The organism is Paenibacillus phyllosphaerae, assembly GCF_014192105.1.
GTDB lineage: Bacteria > Bacillota > Bacilli > Paenibacillales > Paenibacillaceae > Paenibacillus_Z > Paenibacillus_Z phyllosphaerae.
On sequence record NZ_JACHXK010000008.1, the window covers coordinates 104,602 to 120,958 of the forward strand.

The window sequence follows — 16,357 nt, forward strand, 5'->3', positions numbered from 1 at the left end:
ATGAATTAATAACCATACTTTAATTACACCAGGAGGAAGAAAGAAGTGAAGATCAATAAGTTATTGGATATTGTCCTAAGTCCTGCGGCTCGATTGCTGAATGCGCTGAAATATACGCAGAAGTTCATCTTGATCGGATTGATCATTCTGTTGTCGTTGTCCACTTTCGGCTATATGCTGCTTAACACTTATATGGGTGAAGCAAGTGATGCCAAACAACGCAAAGACGGTCTCGCGTATATTCAGGAAATTAAGGGACTGCTGCGGAGCGTGCAGCAACACCGCGCGCTCGCCAGCAAGGTCATCAGCGGCGATAGCGCGGCAGAACAACAACTATCTGCCAAACAAGCCGAAGCGGACGCATTCGTGGTTTCGATTGAAGCCGCATCGAGCGGCTATGCCAGCGGTTTCTACGCTCCTGAGGAGCTGGAATCCATGCTGAAACAATGGACTGAGATCAAGGGAAACGTAAACCGCTACACGACGCCAGAAAGCTTTGAGAAACATGTAGCGCTTATCGAAGAGATTCTGACCTATATCGGTACTTCTGCGGACCGGTTCAAGCTTACGCTCGCCACGAATCTGGAGCGTTACTATTTGGTCGACAATATCGTATTCAATATTCCGCAACTGACGGAAACGATCGGCAAAGCCCGCGGAATGGGAGTTGCGGCCGTCACGCGCGGCACCTTTGCGCCTGGCGAGAAAGAACAGCTCTTCCCTATGGCAGGTACGATAAAGACGACTTTGGCTAGCGTTAATCAAAGCTTCGAGCAGGCAGGATTGACCGGGGACAATCAAGCCGTGCTGCAAAGCGAAGTGGACGCGATGAATACATCCATCAATCACTTCCTGGAACAGATGGATGCAACGATGCTTTCCAACGAGAACATCACGATCACTGCCGATGAATATATGACGATTACGACAGCGGCGATCGATGCGGCTTTCAAGCTTCTCGATCAACATATCACGGTGCTCAATGAGATGTACGACACTCGCATTGACCAGCTGAACAGCCAGATTCAGCTATTCGTCGTCATTCTCGTCGTAACGCTTCTCATTCTCCTCTATTTGTTCGTCGCATTCTCGCAAACCGTAAAGCGTACGGTATCGAATCTCGCCAATGGGGCATCCGCAATGGCTGCAGGCGATATGACCGTGCAGTTGAGGCTGGATACGAAGGACGAATTGGCCATCGTCGGCGATTCGTTCAACCAAATGTCCCAATCGATGAGAGCGATGCTGCGAACTTCCGTAGAAGTCTCCGAGCAGGTCGCTGCCGCTTCCGGCCAATTGCGAGTAGCGGCGGATGAGACGGTGGCGGTAAGCGTCGAGAACGCAAACGGCATTCAGCAGATCGCCTCCGGCATGGAGTCCCAGCTGAAAGGTGCTGAGGAAACGGGCCGTGCAATGGAAGAGATGTCCGTCGGTATTCAACGCATTGCGGAATACGCTTCCGATGTATCCGAGAACTCGGCTGCGGCAGAGAAGCAAGCAAGAGAGGGCGGCGGGGCGATCGATCAAGCCATTCGCCAGATGAACACGATTCATGAATCCAGCCGTCAGACCTCAAAGGTGATCCATTCGCTAGGGGAGCATTCCAAGAAAGTCGAGGCTATTATCGAAGTCATCAGCGGCATCGCGCAGCAGACCAATCTGTTGTCGCTCAACGCTTCCATCGAAGCGGCACGGGCGGGCGAGCATGGCAAGGGCTTCGCGGTCGTGGCCAGCGAAGTGAAGAAGCTGGCCGAGCAGTCGCAGAAATCGACAGAAGAGATCGCGTCGATCATCGGGCAGATCCAAGCTTCCGTCCGCGAAGCGGTGTCGGCGATGGATGGCGGTTATCGCGAAGTAGAGGCCGGCACATCGATCATTCAAGAAACCGGCGTCGTGTTCGGGAAGATCGCCGCATCCGTCCATGAGGTAGCCGGTCAGATCCAAGAGATTACATCTTCCGCGCAGCAGATCTCAGCTGGAACCGAGGAAGTAACGGCCTCGATGCAGAACATGGTTGAAATCTCGCAAACTTCCGCAGGCAAGACCCAAGAGATGTCCGCGACCTCCGAGGAGCAGCTGGCCACGATGGAAGAAGTCTCGAAGGCTGCGGCTGACCTGAATGCGCTGGCCGATCAGCTCAAGCAGATGGTAGGGAAGTTCAAGGTTGAATAGAAAGTAGCATATTGTAAAGTAGGACAGCCGGTTGCATGCGATCGGTTGTCTATTTTTTGTTTTACACTTGAATAGGACGATATCATCTATTCCAGCTTCAATGCCGCGAATTTGGGGTATGGTATACGAAGTAAGCTATTTTACAATCAATGACAGGAAAGCGGAGGGGATTGAAATGAAGAAACGTTTAACGATGATGGTAACGGTATTAGCGGCCATGTTGATGATCAGCGCTTGCAACGCCAATACGGATTCGAATAACAATGCCAATAATAACGCGAATACGCAAACCGAAAATAACGCTAATAATAATGCAGATTAATTATCGCTCTGCGAGCCTTCCGTCTAATCACCGTCCGATAGAGAACCAGGGAAAGAGATAACTGACCGTCACGGAAACTATTAGTCGCATAATTGCGGCTTTTTTTCGTTTAAAAGAACAGAATTGCGGGGAGCGGAAATCTGCACAAAATAGTGGCATCAATCACAAAAAAATGGCCATTTTGAATCGTTCCATTAGCTGATAAGATAAGGGCGCGGCAAACGGATGTAAGAAATTACCTGAATGCCGTAAGCTTGAGAGCATGATCATCTTAAGGAAGGAGCGTGATGAACCACCGAGTAATCGATCGGTTGAAAGCTGGGAAGAGAAAGTTTCGTTCTGACGGTTGTGAAGTTTACGGCAATCTGTAAGCGCTTCAACAGCGCGAAATTGAAACCATGCTTCTTTGGCGAACAACGAATTGAAATCGTTTTCCGTGAGGAGGGTATTCATGATTCAAGTGTTCAAGGGAAGGAAACTGTATGCCATAACATTGATCTTCGCAATGCTCGGCGCCTTATTGCCGATGGCGACCGCTAATGCGGCTTATAACCTGGTCTGGAGCGACGAGTTCAACGGTACTTCAATCGACGCGAATAACTGGAGCTTCGAGACCGGAACGGGCAGCGGCGGGTGGGGCAACAACGAGCTGGAGTATTACACGAACCGTGCGGAGAATGCCCGGATCGAGAACGGCAATCTCGTTATCGAAGCGAGAAAAGAGTCGTATGGCGGTATGAATTATACGTCTGCCAGACTGAAGACGCAAGGGAAGAAGAGCTTCAAGTACGGCCGGATCGAGGCTCGCATTAAGATGCCTGTCGGTCAAGGGCTGTGGCCGGCGTTCTGGACGTTGGGCTCCGATATCAACACTGTCGGCTGGCCGAAGAGCGGTGAGATCGACATCATGGAGCATGTCAACAGCGAGGGCAATACGCACGGCTATATCCACTGGGATGTGAACGGCCATGCTACTTACGGCGGAGCTAGCCATGCCGTTGACGTCACCCAGTACCACGTCTATTCGATCGAGTGGACCCCATCGGCGATCAAATGGTTCATCGACGGCGTACAATTCAGGGAAGCGAATATCGCCAATAACGTGAATTCCACGGAGGAGTTCCACAAGGAGCATTTCCTGCTGCTTAATATGGCGGTTGGCGGCAACTGGCCAGGCTCCCCGAATAGTGCCACGCCTTTCCCGGCCAAAATGTACGTCGACTACGTGCGCGTCTACCAAGACGGAGTAGCGCCGCCGTCCTCCGGCCCGATCGTGTCGGGCGGAACGTATAAGCTGATCAACGTGGGCAGCGGCAAGGCGTTGGACGTCCAATCCGCAGGTACAGCGCCGGGTACGAACGTACAGCAATGGACAGATAACGGGACGAATGCGCAAAAATGGACGCTCTACCAAAATGCCGACGGCTCTTACAAGCTGATCAGCGTCAACAACGGGCATGCGCTCGATGTAGCCGGATCGGGAACGGCTGACGGGACGAACGTGCAAGTATGGAATGATCTGGGCAACGGCGCGCAGAAATGGAATATCGTGCAGAACGGGGACGGGTCGTTCAAGCTGATTAACGTGAACAGCGCTAAGGCGTTGGACGTCTCCGGCTCCGGTACAACAGACGGCACGAACGTGCAGATCTGGACGGATAACGGAAGCGGCGCGCAGAAGTGGACGTTCGTGAAACTATAAGCGGTTGAAACATGCGCAGCAGACGGTCGATTCCAATGGAATCGGCCGTTTTCTGTTAATCCGGTTTATGGTGAGTCGGTTGATCGCCTATGTACGCATCGCCAAAGCCGGAGTTAGTTTTATCCAAGTGTTCGCTTAGGATCGTGTATGTTGTCTTGGGAGCGCTTTTCTTATAATCGGTTTGTAAGCAACTCGATCGCATTCTAGGAGGCGTTATACGTGAGCCAACAACCAATTCTCTTGAACGATGAACAGATCCGCAGCTTTATTACGAATGGATTTCTCATTCTGAATGCCGATTTCCCGGAGGCGTTCCACCAACGGCTTACGGAACAACTGGGGACGATCTATGCTGAGGAGGGTAATCCCGGCAACAACCTGCTGCCCCGCATCCGCGAAGTGCAGCAGCTCTTCGACCATCCGACGATAACGGGAGCGCTCACGAGCGTACTGGGGCAGGATTATATGCTTCATGCCCATCGGCATGGACACTATAACGCGCAGCCGGTCCCCGGCGGCTGGCACAAGGACAGCTATTGGGGCTACTCGCGTATGCGCAACCATCATCCATGGTGGGCGATGATCATGTATTTCCCGCAGGATACGCCGCTCGAATTGGGGCCGACGGGCGTAATGCCGGGGACGCAGAACTACGAGACGCGCACGTTCGAATCGGATGAAACGGAAGGCGAGGCTTATGCAAGCGGCAAGGCCGGGACATTCGCTCTCATTCATTACGACATCTGGCATCGCTCGACCGCGAATGTGCGCGGACAATCCCGTTATATGCTGAAGTTCGAATTTATGCGCACGCAAGTCCCGCAAGCCCCGTCATGGAATAACGCGGCAGCAACGTGGACGCCGCCAGCCGATCTCCAGCTGCCGATCGCAAGTCATGACGCCATGTGGGAGGACACGTGGAATTGGTTAAGCGGCAGAGCTGGAAGCCTCGCTGGCACGCGAACGCCGTCCATCTCCGAGATCGAGGAATTGCAGGAACAGCTGCGCGATACGTTCGAACCCGTTCAATTGAACGCTGCCTACGAACTCGCTCGCTGCGGGCAACAAGGTGTTGCCGCATTAGCGCAAGCCTTGCATGACGAGCGGCTGGACGTATCCCGTTTGGCGGCTTACGGCTTGTCCGTATCCGGATCGGAAGCTGCCCAAGTGCTTCGCTCGGCGCTGCACGACACTCGGCCGGAAACCGCTGCCCATGCTGCATTCGCGTTAGGCGAACTCGGCGCTTCGGTGCAGCCTGCCCTTAAAGAACTTGCAGGATTGATGTCTCATCCTTCCGAGATCGTTCGTTTGGCTGTTGTAGAGGCCTTCGGGTTGATCGGCGAAGCCAGTGACGAAGCGGTGTCTTCGCTAATCCGGGCGATGCAGGATCCGGTTGCCCAAGTTCGATTCACGGCAGGGCTCGCGTTGGCTCAGGTCGGTCAAGGCGCCGAAGCGGCCGTTCCTTACCTGGCGGAAGCCATGGAGGACGAGAACCGTTACGTTCGCGCCCACGCGCATGAAGCGCTCCGTTACATCGGCAGCGAGCAGGCCAAAGATATTTTGATCAAAGCGCTCTTCAATGCAAGATGGTGTCCGACCACGACGCCGGCGAATACGTTCTATCCTTAAATACGGCAAAACGTCTCTGTTCGCGGATGCAGCATCCGCGGCAGAGACGTTTTTCCTTACCGGCACAGATTATGTCCGCTCCCTATACTCGCTTGGCGATAATCCCGTATATTCCTTGAACAAGCGGGAGAAGTACGCTGGTTCCATGCCGAGCTCGTGGGAGACGGCGGAGACGCTGAGTTTCGAGAACTGGAGCAGCTCGATGGCCTTGTCCATCCGTTTGCGGTTCACGTATTGGATGGGGGACAAGCCGGTCGTTTTTTTGAAAATGCGGATGAAATAATTGGGGTGGAAGTGAACCAGCTGAGCAAGCTCCTCCACCGTTATGTTCTCGGATAGATGGGCGTCTATGTAGGCGAGTACGACATTCATTTGGCGAAAAGGACCCGAATGCTGCGTGTTCAGCACCACGGCGCCGGATTCCTCGATATAGGCGGCGATCAGGCCAAGCAGGGCGGCCTGCACATGGAGCTCGGCTGTCCATGCTTCGCTCCAACGGGCTTCGACAAGCTGTTGGAACAACGACTTGGCCTTGTCAAAGTCCTTCAGCTGCACGACAGCAGGCGTATCCAGCAGTTGGAACAGATGCTGACCGCCGAGCTTGGCCGTGAAGTGGCACCAGTATTTGCTGTAGGTATGAGGACTGACCGTACCGTAAGATTGCAGCTTCTCTGCAGGAAGCAAGCACAGGGTACCGGGCGTTGGGTAATAGCGATGGCCATCGACCTGGATATAGCCTTCGCCATCTTCAATCAAGTAGAGCTTGTTGAAGTCCGGCGTATAGTGATCTTCGTTCCAGCTGAGCGGCACTTTGGTATAATTAGCGACCGTTACGGAAAGCTGAAGACCGGTCAAATATGACTTCCAGAAGGACTGTTTGTCCGCTTCCACTTGTCACTTCCTCCTTGCGCCCGATGGTTTGCAGCGGAATTCGACTTCGATATTCTGGTTGTAGTTGCCGAACTGCTGCCCGAATAGCGTTACTCCGCCGACGTGGCGGGCGTCCGAGGCGACGCCGATCCGCAGCGGGATGTCTGCGCCGTAAGTGAGGTCGAGATCGCGGATCGTCACGCCCGACAGCGGCAAGCCGTCGATAAAGGAGCCTTCTTCATTGATGGTGATAATCTTAAGCAGGCCGTACTGCGTTTTGTTGATCCGCGGCCACCAGTCCGGATTGAGTGCCCCGCGTTTGTCTCCGAAGTCCCCCGGGCAAGTCCACGTCCCGACCTGGCGGCGGTTCAACTCGAAGAAAATGTCGGATGGCCAGTTTTCGTTGGCGCCCGGTGCTTCGGAGCACAATTCGAGCGAGATCTCGAGCCGCTCCAACTGCTGGTTCTTGAGCAGATAGTTAGGAATGCGGTATTCGACGTACCCTTCGCCGAACCAGATGACGTCCGCGTTAAAATGCAGCGGATCCGAAAAATAACGCGGATCGTCGATCTGTCCGATAAATCCCGACGATTCAGCCAATCCGCAGGTCGGCTTGACCATATAATCGGTATAGTGCCCGACTCGAATGGAGCAGGTGAACGAATGATCGGCATCCCGCTGCTTGTCGAACCGACCCTCGAACTGCGTGTGGGTGAGCGAGCAAATCTTCTGCTGCCCGTGTTTGCCCGGGGCAGCCCGGCACAACAGCAGACCAGCCTCCTCAAGCTTGCGGATATGGACAGTCACCGTCGCAGAGGAGAAAGAGAGACGGTCGGCGATCTCTTTGACGCTGAGAGGCTGCTCGGCGACCATTTGGAGAATCGCGAGCCGTGGTTTGGAAGCAAGCGCTTCATAGACAAGCAACGATTGTTCATCGGTAGATAGGGAAAGCATAGATTCACCTCGTTTAGTTAGTTATCATTCTAACAAAAAGGTGGGATACCTTCAATTATCGTCCTTGGTTCCTTGGAAGGATTGACGAATCGAAAGAGGGTTTTTAGAATATAGTCTGTAGACGAATTAATTCGTTATTAAACTAACTTAAAGAAGGCTGAATAGGAACAGGAGGACTTGGTATGCAGTTGTCGGAAGCCGAGTTAGGCTCGGTCATCGAAAAAATCGAATTTGCCAAGCTGCACGGAGAGCGGGCCCGTCTCGCGGGGTCGAACGGACGGATCGGCGTGCATGGGAAGCATTGCGAAGTAAGCATTGTTCGACTCACCATCGATGGACAGACCGGATATGGATCTTCTTACTTATCGAGAGAAGAGGCGCGATCCGTTGTCGGGCAGCCGCTTGGCGCCTTCGTAGATGGGGAAGGGCGCGTCCTGAACCCGTTCAGGACCTCTTTGGAATATCCGCTGCTCGATTGGCTGGGGCGCCGGAGGAACAAGCCTGTCTATGAGCTGGCCTCCGAACAGCCGCTGTCTCCAGGCGAGCAGCTGAGCGTGCCGTGTTATGATACGTCGCTGTACTTCGACGATCTCCATCTGCCGGATGAGCGCGATGCGGTGAAGCTGCTGCAGGAGGAAGCGCGGGAAGGGTATGCCAAGGGACACCGCCACTTCAAAATCAAGGTCGGCCGCGGGGGCAGACATATGCCGCTCCTGGAAGGGACAAAGCGTGATATCGCCATCGTCCGAGGAATCAGTGAAGTTGCGGGACCGGCAGGAAAACTCATGATTGACGCGAACAACGCCTACAACTTGAACTTGACCAAGGAAGTGCTTGGCGCGCTGAACGATGTGAACCTTTATTGGCTGGAAGAGGCGTTTCACGAAGATGATGCGCTATATGCTGATCTCAAGTCCTGGCTGACCGAGCGGGACCAACAAGTGCTGATCGCGGACGGCGAAGGTCTTGCCTCTCCGTTTCTCGTCGATTGGGCGGTTAAGGGGTTCGTCGATGTGCTCCAGTACGATATTATTCATCCAGGGTTTACATTCTGGCTGGAGCTCGGCAAGAAGCTCGATGAGCACGGGCTGCGCACCGCGCCGCATTGTTATGGCAACGCTTACGGGATTTATGTATCCGGTCATCTAGCGCCGAGTATCGCTGGTTTTCAGTTCGTGGAATGGGACGACATTACGATCGCGGGCATGGACACTTCCGCTTATCGGGTCCATGAGGGGGCGATGCTCATCCCGTCCTTGCCGGGATTCGGCTTGCGGTTCGATGATGAGCTGTTCACGCACCAGTCTGCCGCTAAGGGATGGACAATTGAGAGGGGATAATAAATTGGTCGTCAGGATCGAAGATTGCGCAGTGTTACGGAACGGGGTTCATATGCCGTGGCTTGGTTTCGGCAGTATGGGAGCGGGCGCGAATCCAGAGGCAACGGTTGAGATTGTTGCAGAGGCAATTCGTACCGGTTACAGAAGCATTGATACGGCCAGCGTTTATGGCAATGAAGAAAGCGTCGGCCGCGCCATCCGGCAGAGCGGAGTACCGCGTGAGGAATTATTCATCACGACCAAATTGTTCAATACGGACCAGGGGTACGAGGAGACTCTCCGCGCCTTTGACCGCAGCATGGAGAAACTTGGTCTTGAGGTGCTCGATCTATACTTGGTCCACTGGGCGATTCAGGGCAAATACAAAGAGACGTGGCGGGCATTCGAGAAGCTGTACCTCGACGGTCGGGTGCGGGCGATCGGCGTCAGCAACTTCTTAATCCATCATCTGGAAGACCTGCTTGCCGACTGCGAAATCATGCCGATGGTCAACCAGTATGAGTACCATCCATTACTGAGCCAGCCCGAGCTGCTCGCTTACTGCCAATCGAAGGGGATCCAGGTGACGGCGTACTTCCCGCTCATGCAAGGGCGTCTCGATCATCCGACCTTGGCGGAATTAAGCGGCAAGTACAAGAAGACGGCAGCACAGATCGTTCTCCGCTGGGAGCTGCAGAAAGGCGTTGTCGTCATTCCGAAAACGTCCACGGCTGCCAGGCTGACTGAAAATGCAGATATTTTCGATTTCATCTTGGCCGAAGAAGACATGGAGCGGATCGACCTTATGAACACCAATACGAGATTCAACCATCATCCAGACGATCCGAAGTGAGGAGATAAGCACGGGGTTGTTGAACGCGAAGGAGATTGTTGCAGAAGTTGATCCCGCCAGCCCCTGTGGCGTTCTATTATGTATGGTAGTTTTGCAATGAATGCTTACCTTTGGTTTTCCATTGGTAAGCATTTTTTTGTGCGTTTATCCGGACAGAGGTCACAATGGGATCCATCTTCGCAAGATTCCCATGTTATGCGGTATGTTTCGGAAGATTCTTGGATTGTCCGGGAATTCGCGCTCCGTTACAGTTGACATGAACGATGAGAGTTCCATTCGCGAAAGGAGAAACATGATGAAGAAACCGCTTACGTTATGGTTGGCACTACTGCTTATGCTCTCCATTATGACGGCCAATGCCGGGTTTGCGGAAGCGCCTGCTGCGGACGCGAGCACAGAAGAGGCATCTTCTGCGCAAGACGGCATTACCGCCGAGCCGATTGCGCTTCAAGCCGCGTCGGAAGCTTCAGGAACGGTATATGAGGCGGAGGCTGAAGGCAGCGTGATGACAGGCAACGCTTCCGTATCGGATTGCCCTCCATGCTCGGGAGGCCTTAAGGTCGGGGGACTGTATCAGGGCAGCTCGCTTGAGATGACGGGAATCGAAGTTGCGGCAGCCGGTTCGTATTATGCCATCATCGATTACATCTCCGGTGATCCGCGCAGCGCGGAAATTAGCGTCAACGGCGGAGCTGCCAAGCATGTCGAGTTCATGAAGACCGCGGATTGGGACACGCTCGGGACGCAATCGGTCATGCTCGAGCTTGCGGCCGGCATGAATGCCATCACCTTCGCCGACGGCAACGGTTATTCCCCGGACATCGACCGCATTACGATCGTGCCTGCGGCACAAAGCTACGAGGGAGAGGCAGCGGGCAATGAACTGAGCGGCAACGCCTCCATCAACGATTGCGCGGCTTGCTCGGATGGGAAGAAAGTCGGCAATCTGTACCAAGGCGCCGCTGTACGCATGAACGGTATCAACGTTCCCGAAGCCGGCGCATATGAAATTACCGTATATTATATCTCCGGCGATCCGCGTTCGTTCAGTGTGAGCGTCAATGACGGTCCTGCGCAGAGCATCCTGTTCGCCAAGACGCCGGACTGGGACACCGTAGGCACCCAGAACATTCAGGTCATGCTGCAAGCCGGCGATAACAGCCTCTTGTTCTCGGACGGCGGCGGCTATGCGCCGGACTTGGACAAGATTACGGTCGCGCCGCATGCAGGTCAGGTCGTGGCCGGATGCGAGCGGGCCGAAGCCAATGCGCAACTGCCGGCTGGCAAGCCGACGGCTTCCAAGTCCTTCGGCAAGATCAGCGTGAAGCAATTCGAGCATATCGTTCAGATCGAACAAGGATCTTATTCGGTCCAGTACGATACGCAGAAGGGGCTTGCCGCATACAGCTGGAACGGGCAGACCGTCGCTAAAGGCGTATACAGCAAATTCGGCGATCTGGCGAGCAGCTGTTACAGCGCGCACACGTTCTCGATGAGCGACGTGAAGCCGCTGAAGGACGGATTCGGCAGCGGGATCAAAGTGACTTTCGCAAGCCATGAAGCGGGTAAGCCGACGCTGAATCAGATTTACAGCTTCTATGCGAATAAGCCGTACTTCTTGACGCGCACGGAGGCGCCCGGGGACGGAGCGCTTTCGGCGAATTATTTTGCCCCCGTGGTGACGAATACCGAAGGCGGTATCGATATCGGCCTGGGCACGCTCGGCAATGGCGACGGCCGCGTCTTGTCCGTCCCTTACGACAACGATATGTGGGTGCGTTACCAAGCGGTGCCGATCAATGCTGCCGATACGAGCTATGAAGTAACGGCCGTCTACGACAATACGTCCCGCAATGGCCTCATTGTCGGTTCTGTCACGCATGATACGTGGAAGACGGGAATCGATTTTATCGGGGAAGCGAACAAGCTGAATTCGCTTAGCGTATACGGCGGCGCTTCATCCGCCAAGACGCATGACTCGCAGCCGCATGGGACGGTTACCGGTTCGAAGCTGACATCGCCTCAGGTCTTCGTCGGTTACTATAACGATTACCGCACGGGCATGGAAGCATACGGCGAAGCGAATGCGGTCATCGCGCCGCCGCTCGCATTCGGCAAGAAGGTGCCAAGCGGAGTGCCCGTCGGTTGGAACAGCTGGGGAGCATTCGGCAGTTCGCTATCCTACCAGAATATCATCGATACGTCGAACTACTATAAGAAACAGCTCAAGTCCATGGATAACGACAACGTGACCTACATCAACCTGGATTCCTATTGGGACAACTTGAACGACCAGCAGCTCGCTGACGTGGTGGCGACGATCCGGAAGAACGGCCAGAAAGCCGGCATCTATTGGGGGCCGTTCGTCTATTGGGGCAACAATATGGAACAACCCGTAGACGGTTCAACGTACAAGTACGGCGATATCCTGCTTCGCGACCATGACGGCAATCTGCTGCCGACGCTTGATGGTGCCTATGCGGTCGACCCGACGCATCCGGGCGCGAAGGAGCGGATGAACTATTTCCTTGGCAAATTCAAGCGCCTCGGCTTCGAATATATCAAGTTGGACTTCCTGACCCATGGCGCGCTGGAAGGCGACCATTATGATCCGGCCGTGCAGACCGGTACGCAAGCCTACAATGCCGGGATGAAGGAAATGAACAAACTGATCGGCAGCTCCATGTTCATCAGCGCGTCGATCGCGCCGATGTTCCCGAGCCAATACGCGCATAGCCGCAGGATTGCCACGGATACGTTCGGCAGCATCGGCGATACCGAGTATCAGCTGAATGCGCTGACCTATGGCTGGTGGCAGAATGGCACGATCTATCACTACACGGATCCCGATCATATGGCATTGACGCGGGCGGCGACGCTCGAGGAAGCGAGAAGCCGGGTAAACTCGGCCGTGATCTCAGGCACGGTCTTCCTCGGATCCGATGACGTGAACGATCCGAAAGCGCAAGAATATATGAAAGTTCTCTACACGAATAAAGACGTGCTGGAACTCGCGACCAAAGGCAAAGCGTTCCGTGCCATTGAGGGCAATACAGGCGCGCAAGCGGCAGATGCCTTCGTATCAAAGGATAAGGATACGTATTATCTCGCTGTGTTCAATTACAGCAAAGAAGCGTCCAACAAGTCCATCTCGCTTGCGAGAGCCGGAGTGGAAATGGGCAAAACGTACAAGGTAACCGAGCTGTGGAGCGGCGCAACCTCGAAGCTGACAGGCGATGCGCTGACCGTATCGCTCGGAGCGGCCGAGTCCAGGCTGTACGAGTTTAAGGTACAATCACGCTGAGGAAAATGAACGCGCTAGCAGCATGAACGCATCAAGCGATAACGGTATCGGGAAGCCGGGCAAGGATAACTTGCCTCGGCTTTTTCCCGTTGTTTCAACGCATGCGCGAACGCAAAATTATTCTCCGAATCCATTGCCGATTAATTAGCAGATTCTTTCGCAGAACTCGTCCTCATCGTTTTCGGCTATGTTTCGTAGAGAATTGGCATAGCGAAGGAGGCGAGAGGCCCGTTATAATCGTTTACGGAAGCGCTTCCAATATTAGGTTGAGGAGATGAATGATGAAATCGAATATATTATCGTCCATGGCTCGCAAGAGAGGGAAACTCCTACCGTTTGTCCTCTCCGTCATCATGCTGGGAACGGTACTGTTCCAACTGCCGATCCAGCAGGTGGACGCTGCCGTCTACACGTACAACCAAACGACGGTAGACGATACCACCAGCGCAACAACGATTACGAATGGGTCGGTGCGTATTATTTTCAACAAAACGACCGGCCTCGCGGACTTCTATTGGAATAGCGCCAAGAAGGCAGGCGGCATGTACGCGGAGTTCGCCTCCACGGCCACCTTTAAGGCAAAGGATTATACGTCTCATACTTTCTCGACCGCCGATGTGGCCACTTTCGTCGACGGGCATGGGGTAGGCACGCGGATTACGTTCGTTCATCAAGCAAGCGGGAAGCAGGATATCCGGCAGCATTTTTATCTGTACGATGGCGAGCCGTTCTTCTTCACCGACATCAACGTGACGGGAACGGCCTCGATCAGCAGCGGCTACATGGCTCCGCTGAAGAGCGACGGCGGCGCAACCTCGATTAATGCCAGCGCGAACAAGCGCGCGCTCGTCGTGCCGTTTGATAACGACCAGTGGGTGCGCTATGACGCGAAGCCGGCGAACAGTTCGGCCCAGAGCTATGAAGTGTTCGCGACCTACGACAATGACAGCCGCAACGGGCTTATCTTCGGTTCGATCACCCACGACACATGGAAGACCGGCATCTGGTACTACGGAACCGGCAATAATGTGACGGAACTGCAAGTGTACGGAGGCGTAGCCGACAGCGCGACCCGCGATAAGGATGGACATGGCAAACTGACGGGCACGAGCTTATGGTCGCCCAAAATATTCGTCGGCTACTACGCCGACTGGCGGACGGGAATGGAGGAGTACGGGCGAGTCAATGCGACCCAGAGCGGCACGCTGGCCTGGAATGGAGGCGTTCCGTTCGGCTGGAACAGCTGGGGCAGCGTTCAGACGAACCTGAATTATACGAACGCGGTCGCGACGTCGAACTGGGTCAAGAACAATTTGCAGAACAACAACTTCGTGAACAACAACACCGTCTACATCAATCTCGATTCCTACTGGGACAATCTGAGCGACACGGAGCTCACGAACTTCGTGAATACGGTGCATGCCAACGGGCAGAAGGCAGGCATCTACTGGGCACCGTTCGTGTACTGGGGCGATAATATGAGCCAGACGGTGGAAGGTTCGAGTTACACGTACGGCGATATCGTACTCAAGCGGGCGGACGGATCCCATTGGGACAAATCGCTCGACGGCGCTTATCCGGTCGACCCGACGCATCCCGGCGCCAAGCAGCGCATCAATCACTACATCGATAAATTCAAGGCCAAAGGCTTCGATTACATCAAGCTGGATTTCCTGACGCACGGTTCGCTTGAAGGGCATCATGCCGACGTTAACGTGAAGACCGGCATCCAAGCGTACAACATGGGTATGGCCTATATCCGGGACCGGATTGCCGGCACCATGTTCATCTCGCTGTCCATCGCCCCGATCTTCCCGAGCCAATACGGCCATGCGCGGCGTATCTCCTGCGATGTCTACGGCGATCTGAGCGGCAGCAGCACATCCAGCGAGTATCTGCTGAATTCCTTGACCTACGGCTGGTGGCAGAACGGGACGATCTATAAGTACACCGATCCGGATCATATGGTGCTCAAAAGCAATACGGAAGAAGCGCGCAGCCGCGTCAACTCCGCCGTCATCGCGGGAACGGTCTTCCTAAACGGCAACGATCTGACCCAGAGCGCCGAACAAGGGCGGGCGCTGCAGCTGCTCACGAACAATAGCGTCAACGAGGTCGCCCGCAAAGGCAAAGCGTTCCGGGCCGTCGAGGGCAACACCGGCTCGGCTGCGGCGGATGCGTTCGTGCTGCAAGACGGCAGCGCTTACTATCTGGCGTTATTCAACTATAGTCTGACATCGGCCCGGACGGTATCGCTGAGCCTTGCCCGCGCGGGACTCAGCGGCAGCGCGACTTATACCGTGAGCGATTTGTGGAGCGGCACGACCTCTACGGCATCCGGGACGCTGAACGTGCAGCTGGCAGCCGGCCAATCCAAGCTGCTGAAGCTGAATTAAGCGCAAGTTAAAGGATTGGTTGAAGAAATCCCCCGGGACACCAGTAGTCCCGGGGGATCTTTATATTCGTTCATGGGAAGCAGCAGCTAGACACAGGTGAACGATTCGATGCTTCTTAGGCTAATTCCGGAATACGCCCAGAAGCGACCGTTCCAACGATAGCCCGCCACCGACGTGCGGCCGACGAACGTAGGATAGAACCAGAAGCCGTTCCCGAAGCGAGGCCAAATGTACGTATTGCGGAATAAGCAACCTCGGATTCCCCCGGGATCGACGGCGAATGAGGATACGCCTTGCTGCGACATCGGCTGCGGCGGCGTCATCTGCGGCGGCGGAGCCGTAGGGGGTTGCTGCGGACCTTGAGGTCCTTGCGGCGGCATGAATGCCATGATCAATCACTCCTTATATGAGCATGAGTGTAATGACGAGTAATTCATACAGGACGAGCGGCAAGATCACGTCATTGTGGAAATTTTGCGTGAAGCCTCTCGGCGCCGCGTGGCCGGGCATCTTCAGGTAGAGTACCCCTTTATCGCAATGGACGATAACCCCTTCGAATACATCGCCGTCGAGCGTCTCGACGCGCACGTACCGGTTCACATGCTGCTTGCACACGTGATGGATATGATCCCGAACGGATTTCATCGACTGTTTCATATTCGTGTTGGCTTGATAGATCGTATGCTCTTGAAGGTTTGGAGAATGCATGCTCATGTAACGACCTCCATCTCTATAGTTATCCGTACACCTCATCATATGCGGAGGCCTACGCCGTGCACTGGATAACAGCCTAATTCAAAGCGAGATAGGCGGATGGGGGGCAGCCGAACGGATGC

12 protein-coding genes are annotated in these 16,357 nt (G+C 54.6%); 8 read left to right on the plus strand and 4 right to left on the minus strand.

Annotated features, from left to right (window positions below):
- Positions 1-45 precede the first annotated feature (45 nt).
- The 4 genes from FHS18_RS35200 to FHS18_RS18215 all read left to right on the plus strand — a co-directional run bounded on the left by FHS18_RS35200 (position 46) and on the right by FHS18_RS18215 (position 5,825).
- Positions 46-2,172, plus strand: coding sequence for a methyl-accepting chemotaxis protein (locus FHS18_RS35200; protein WP_183601521.1), 2,127 nt, complete (start codon positions 46-48; stop codon positions 2,170-2,172).
- A 175-nt stretch (positions 2,173-2,347) separates the two neighbouring features.
- Positions 2,348-2,494: a hypothetical protein gene (locus FHS18_RS18205; RefSeq protein WP_183601522.1), complete on the plus strand. Its 147-nt coding sequence runs from the start codon at positions 2,348-2,350 to the stop codon at positions 2,492-2,494.
- Between the two features lie 451 nt (positions 2,495-2,945).
- Positions 2,946-4,196 carry an RICIN domain-containing protein gene (locus FHS18_RS18210; RefSeq protein WP_183601523.1) on the plus strand — a complete coding sequence of 417 codons (1,251 nt, stop codon included), beginning with the start codon at positions 2,946-2,948 and terminating at the stop codon, positions 4,194-4,196.
- 219 nt (positions 4,197-4,415) lie between these two features.
- The gene (locus FHS18_RS18215) at positions 4,416-5,825 is read left to right on the plus strand and encodes a HEAT repeat domain-containing protein (RefSeq protein WP_183601524.1); all 1,410 of its coding nucleotides are present in this window, start codon (positions 4,416-4,418) and stop codon (positions 5,823-5,825) included.
- 69 nt (positions 5,826-5,894) lie between these two features.
- Here the strand turns inward: FHS18_RS18215 and FHS18_RS18220 are convergent, their stop codons facing one another.
- Positions 5,895-6,716: an AraC family transcriptional regulator gene (locus tag FHS18_RS18220; protein ID WP_183601525.1), complete on the minus strand. Its 822-nt coding sequence runs from the start codon at positions 6,714-6,716 to the stop codon at positions 5,895-5,897.
- A gap of 3 nt (positions 6,717-6,719) precedes the next feature.
- Entirely contained in the window at positions 6,720-7,649 is a 930-nt protein-coding gene (locus FHS18_RS18225) for an ArsR/SmtB family transcription factor (RefSeq protein WP_183601526.1), read from the minus strand.
- Between the two features lie 182 nt (positions 7,650-7,831).
- Between FHS18_RS18225 and FHS18_RS18230 the strand changes: the two genes are divergently transcribed.
- The 4 genes from FHS18_RS18230 to FHS18_RS18245 all read left to right on the plus strand — a co-directional run bounded on the left by FHS18_RS18230 (position 7,832) and on the right by FHS18_RS18245 (position 15,521).
- Positions 7,832-8,989, plus strand: coding sequence for an enolase C-terminal domain-like protein (locus FHS18_RS18230; RefSeq protein ID WP_183601527.1), 1,158 nt, complete (start codon positions 7,832-7,834; stop codon positions 8,987-8,989).
- A 52-nt stretch (positions 8,990-9,041) separates the two neighbouring features.
- Positions 9,042-9,821: an aldo/keto reductase gene (locus FHS18_RS18235; protein WP_281378796.1), complete on the plus strand. Its 780-nt coding sequence runs from the start codon at positions 9,042-9,044 to the stop codon at positions 9,819-9,821.
- Between the two features lie 292 nt (positions 9,822-10,113).
- Complete coding sequence (locus FHS18_RS18240) at positions 10,114-13,125, plus strand: carbohydrate-binding protein (RefSeq protein WP_183601529.1); 3,012 nt, start codon at positions 10,114-10,116, stop codon at positions 13,123-13,125.
- Between the two features lie 278 nt (positions 13,126-13,403).
- Positions 13,404-15,521: an alpha-galactosidase gene (locus FHS18_RS18245; RefSeq protein ID WP_183601530.1), complete on the plus strand. Its 2,118-nt coding sequence runs from the start codon at positions 13,404-13,406 to the stop codon at positions 15,519-15,521.
- An 86-nt stretch (positions 15,522-15,607) separates the two neighbouring features.
- Here FHS18_RS18245 and FHS18_RS18250 read toward each other — a convergent pair whose 3' ends face one another.
- Both FHS18_RS18250 and FHS18_RS18255 read right to left on the minus strand, forming a co-directional pair.
- A complete protein-coding gene (locus FHS18_RS18250; protein ID WP_183601531.1) occupies positions 15,608-15,910 on the minus strand; it encodes a transporter in 303 nt (100 codons plus the stop codon).
- A 13-nt stretch (positions 15,911-15,923) separates the two neighbouring features.
- The gene (locus tag FHS18_RS18255) at positions 15,924-16,235 is read right to left on the minus strand and encodes a hypothetical protein (RefSeq protein WP_183601532.1); all 312 of its coding nucleotides are present in this window, start codon (positions 16,233-16,235) and stop codon (positions 15,924-15,926) included.
- Between the last annotated feature and the right edge of the window lie 122 nt (positions 16,236-16,357).

Bases quoted from the DNA above. Each gene is read 5' to 3' on its own strand.
- FHS18_RS18205 (WP_183601522.1), top strand. From the start codon at position 2,348: ATGAAGAAACGTTTAACGATGATGGTAACGGTATTAGCGGCCATGTTG.
- FHS18_RS18210 (WP_183601523.1), top strand. From the start codon at position 2,946: ATGATTCAAGTGTTCAAGGGAAGGAAACTGTATGCCATAACATTGATC.
- FHS18_RS18225 (WP_183601526.1), bottom strand. From the start codon at position 7,649: ATGCTTTCCCTATCTACCGATGAACAATCGTTGCTTGTCTATGAAGCG.
- FHS18_RS18230 (WP_183601527.1), top strand. From the start codon at position 7,832: ATGCAGTTGTCGGAAGCCGAGTTAGGCTCGGTCATCGAAAAAATCGAA.
- FHS18_RS18235 (WP_281378796.1), top strand. From the start codon at position 9,042: ATGCCGTGGCTTGGTTTCGGCAGTATGGGAGCGGGCGCGAATCCAGAG.
- FHS18_RS18240 (WP_183601529.1), top strand. From the start codon at position 10,114: ATGATGAAGAAACCGCTTACGTTATGGTTGGCACTACTGCTTATGCTC.
- FHS18_RS18245 (WP_183601530.1), top strand. From the start codon at position 13,404: ATGATGAAATCGAATATATTATCGTCCATGGCTCGCAAGAGAGGGAAA.
- FHS18_RS18250 (WP_183601531.1), bottom strand. From the start codon at position 15,910: ATGGCATTCATGCCGCCGCAAGGACCTCAAGGTCCGCAGCAACCCCCT.
- FHS18_RS18255 (WP_183601532.1), bottom strand. From the start codon at position 16,235: ATGAGCATGCATTCTCCAAACCTTCAAGAGCATACGATCTATCAAGCC.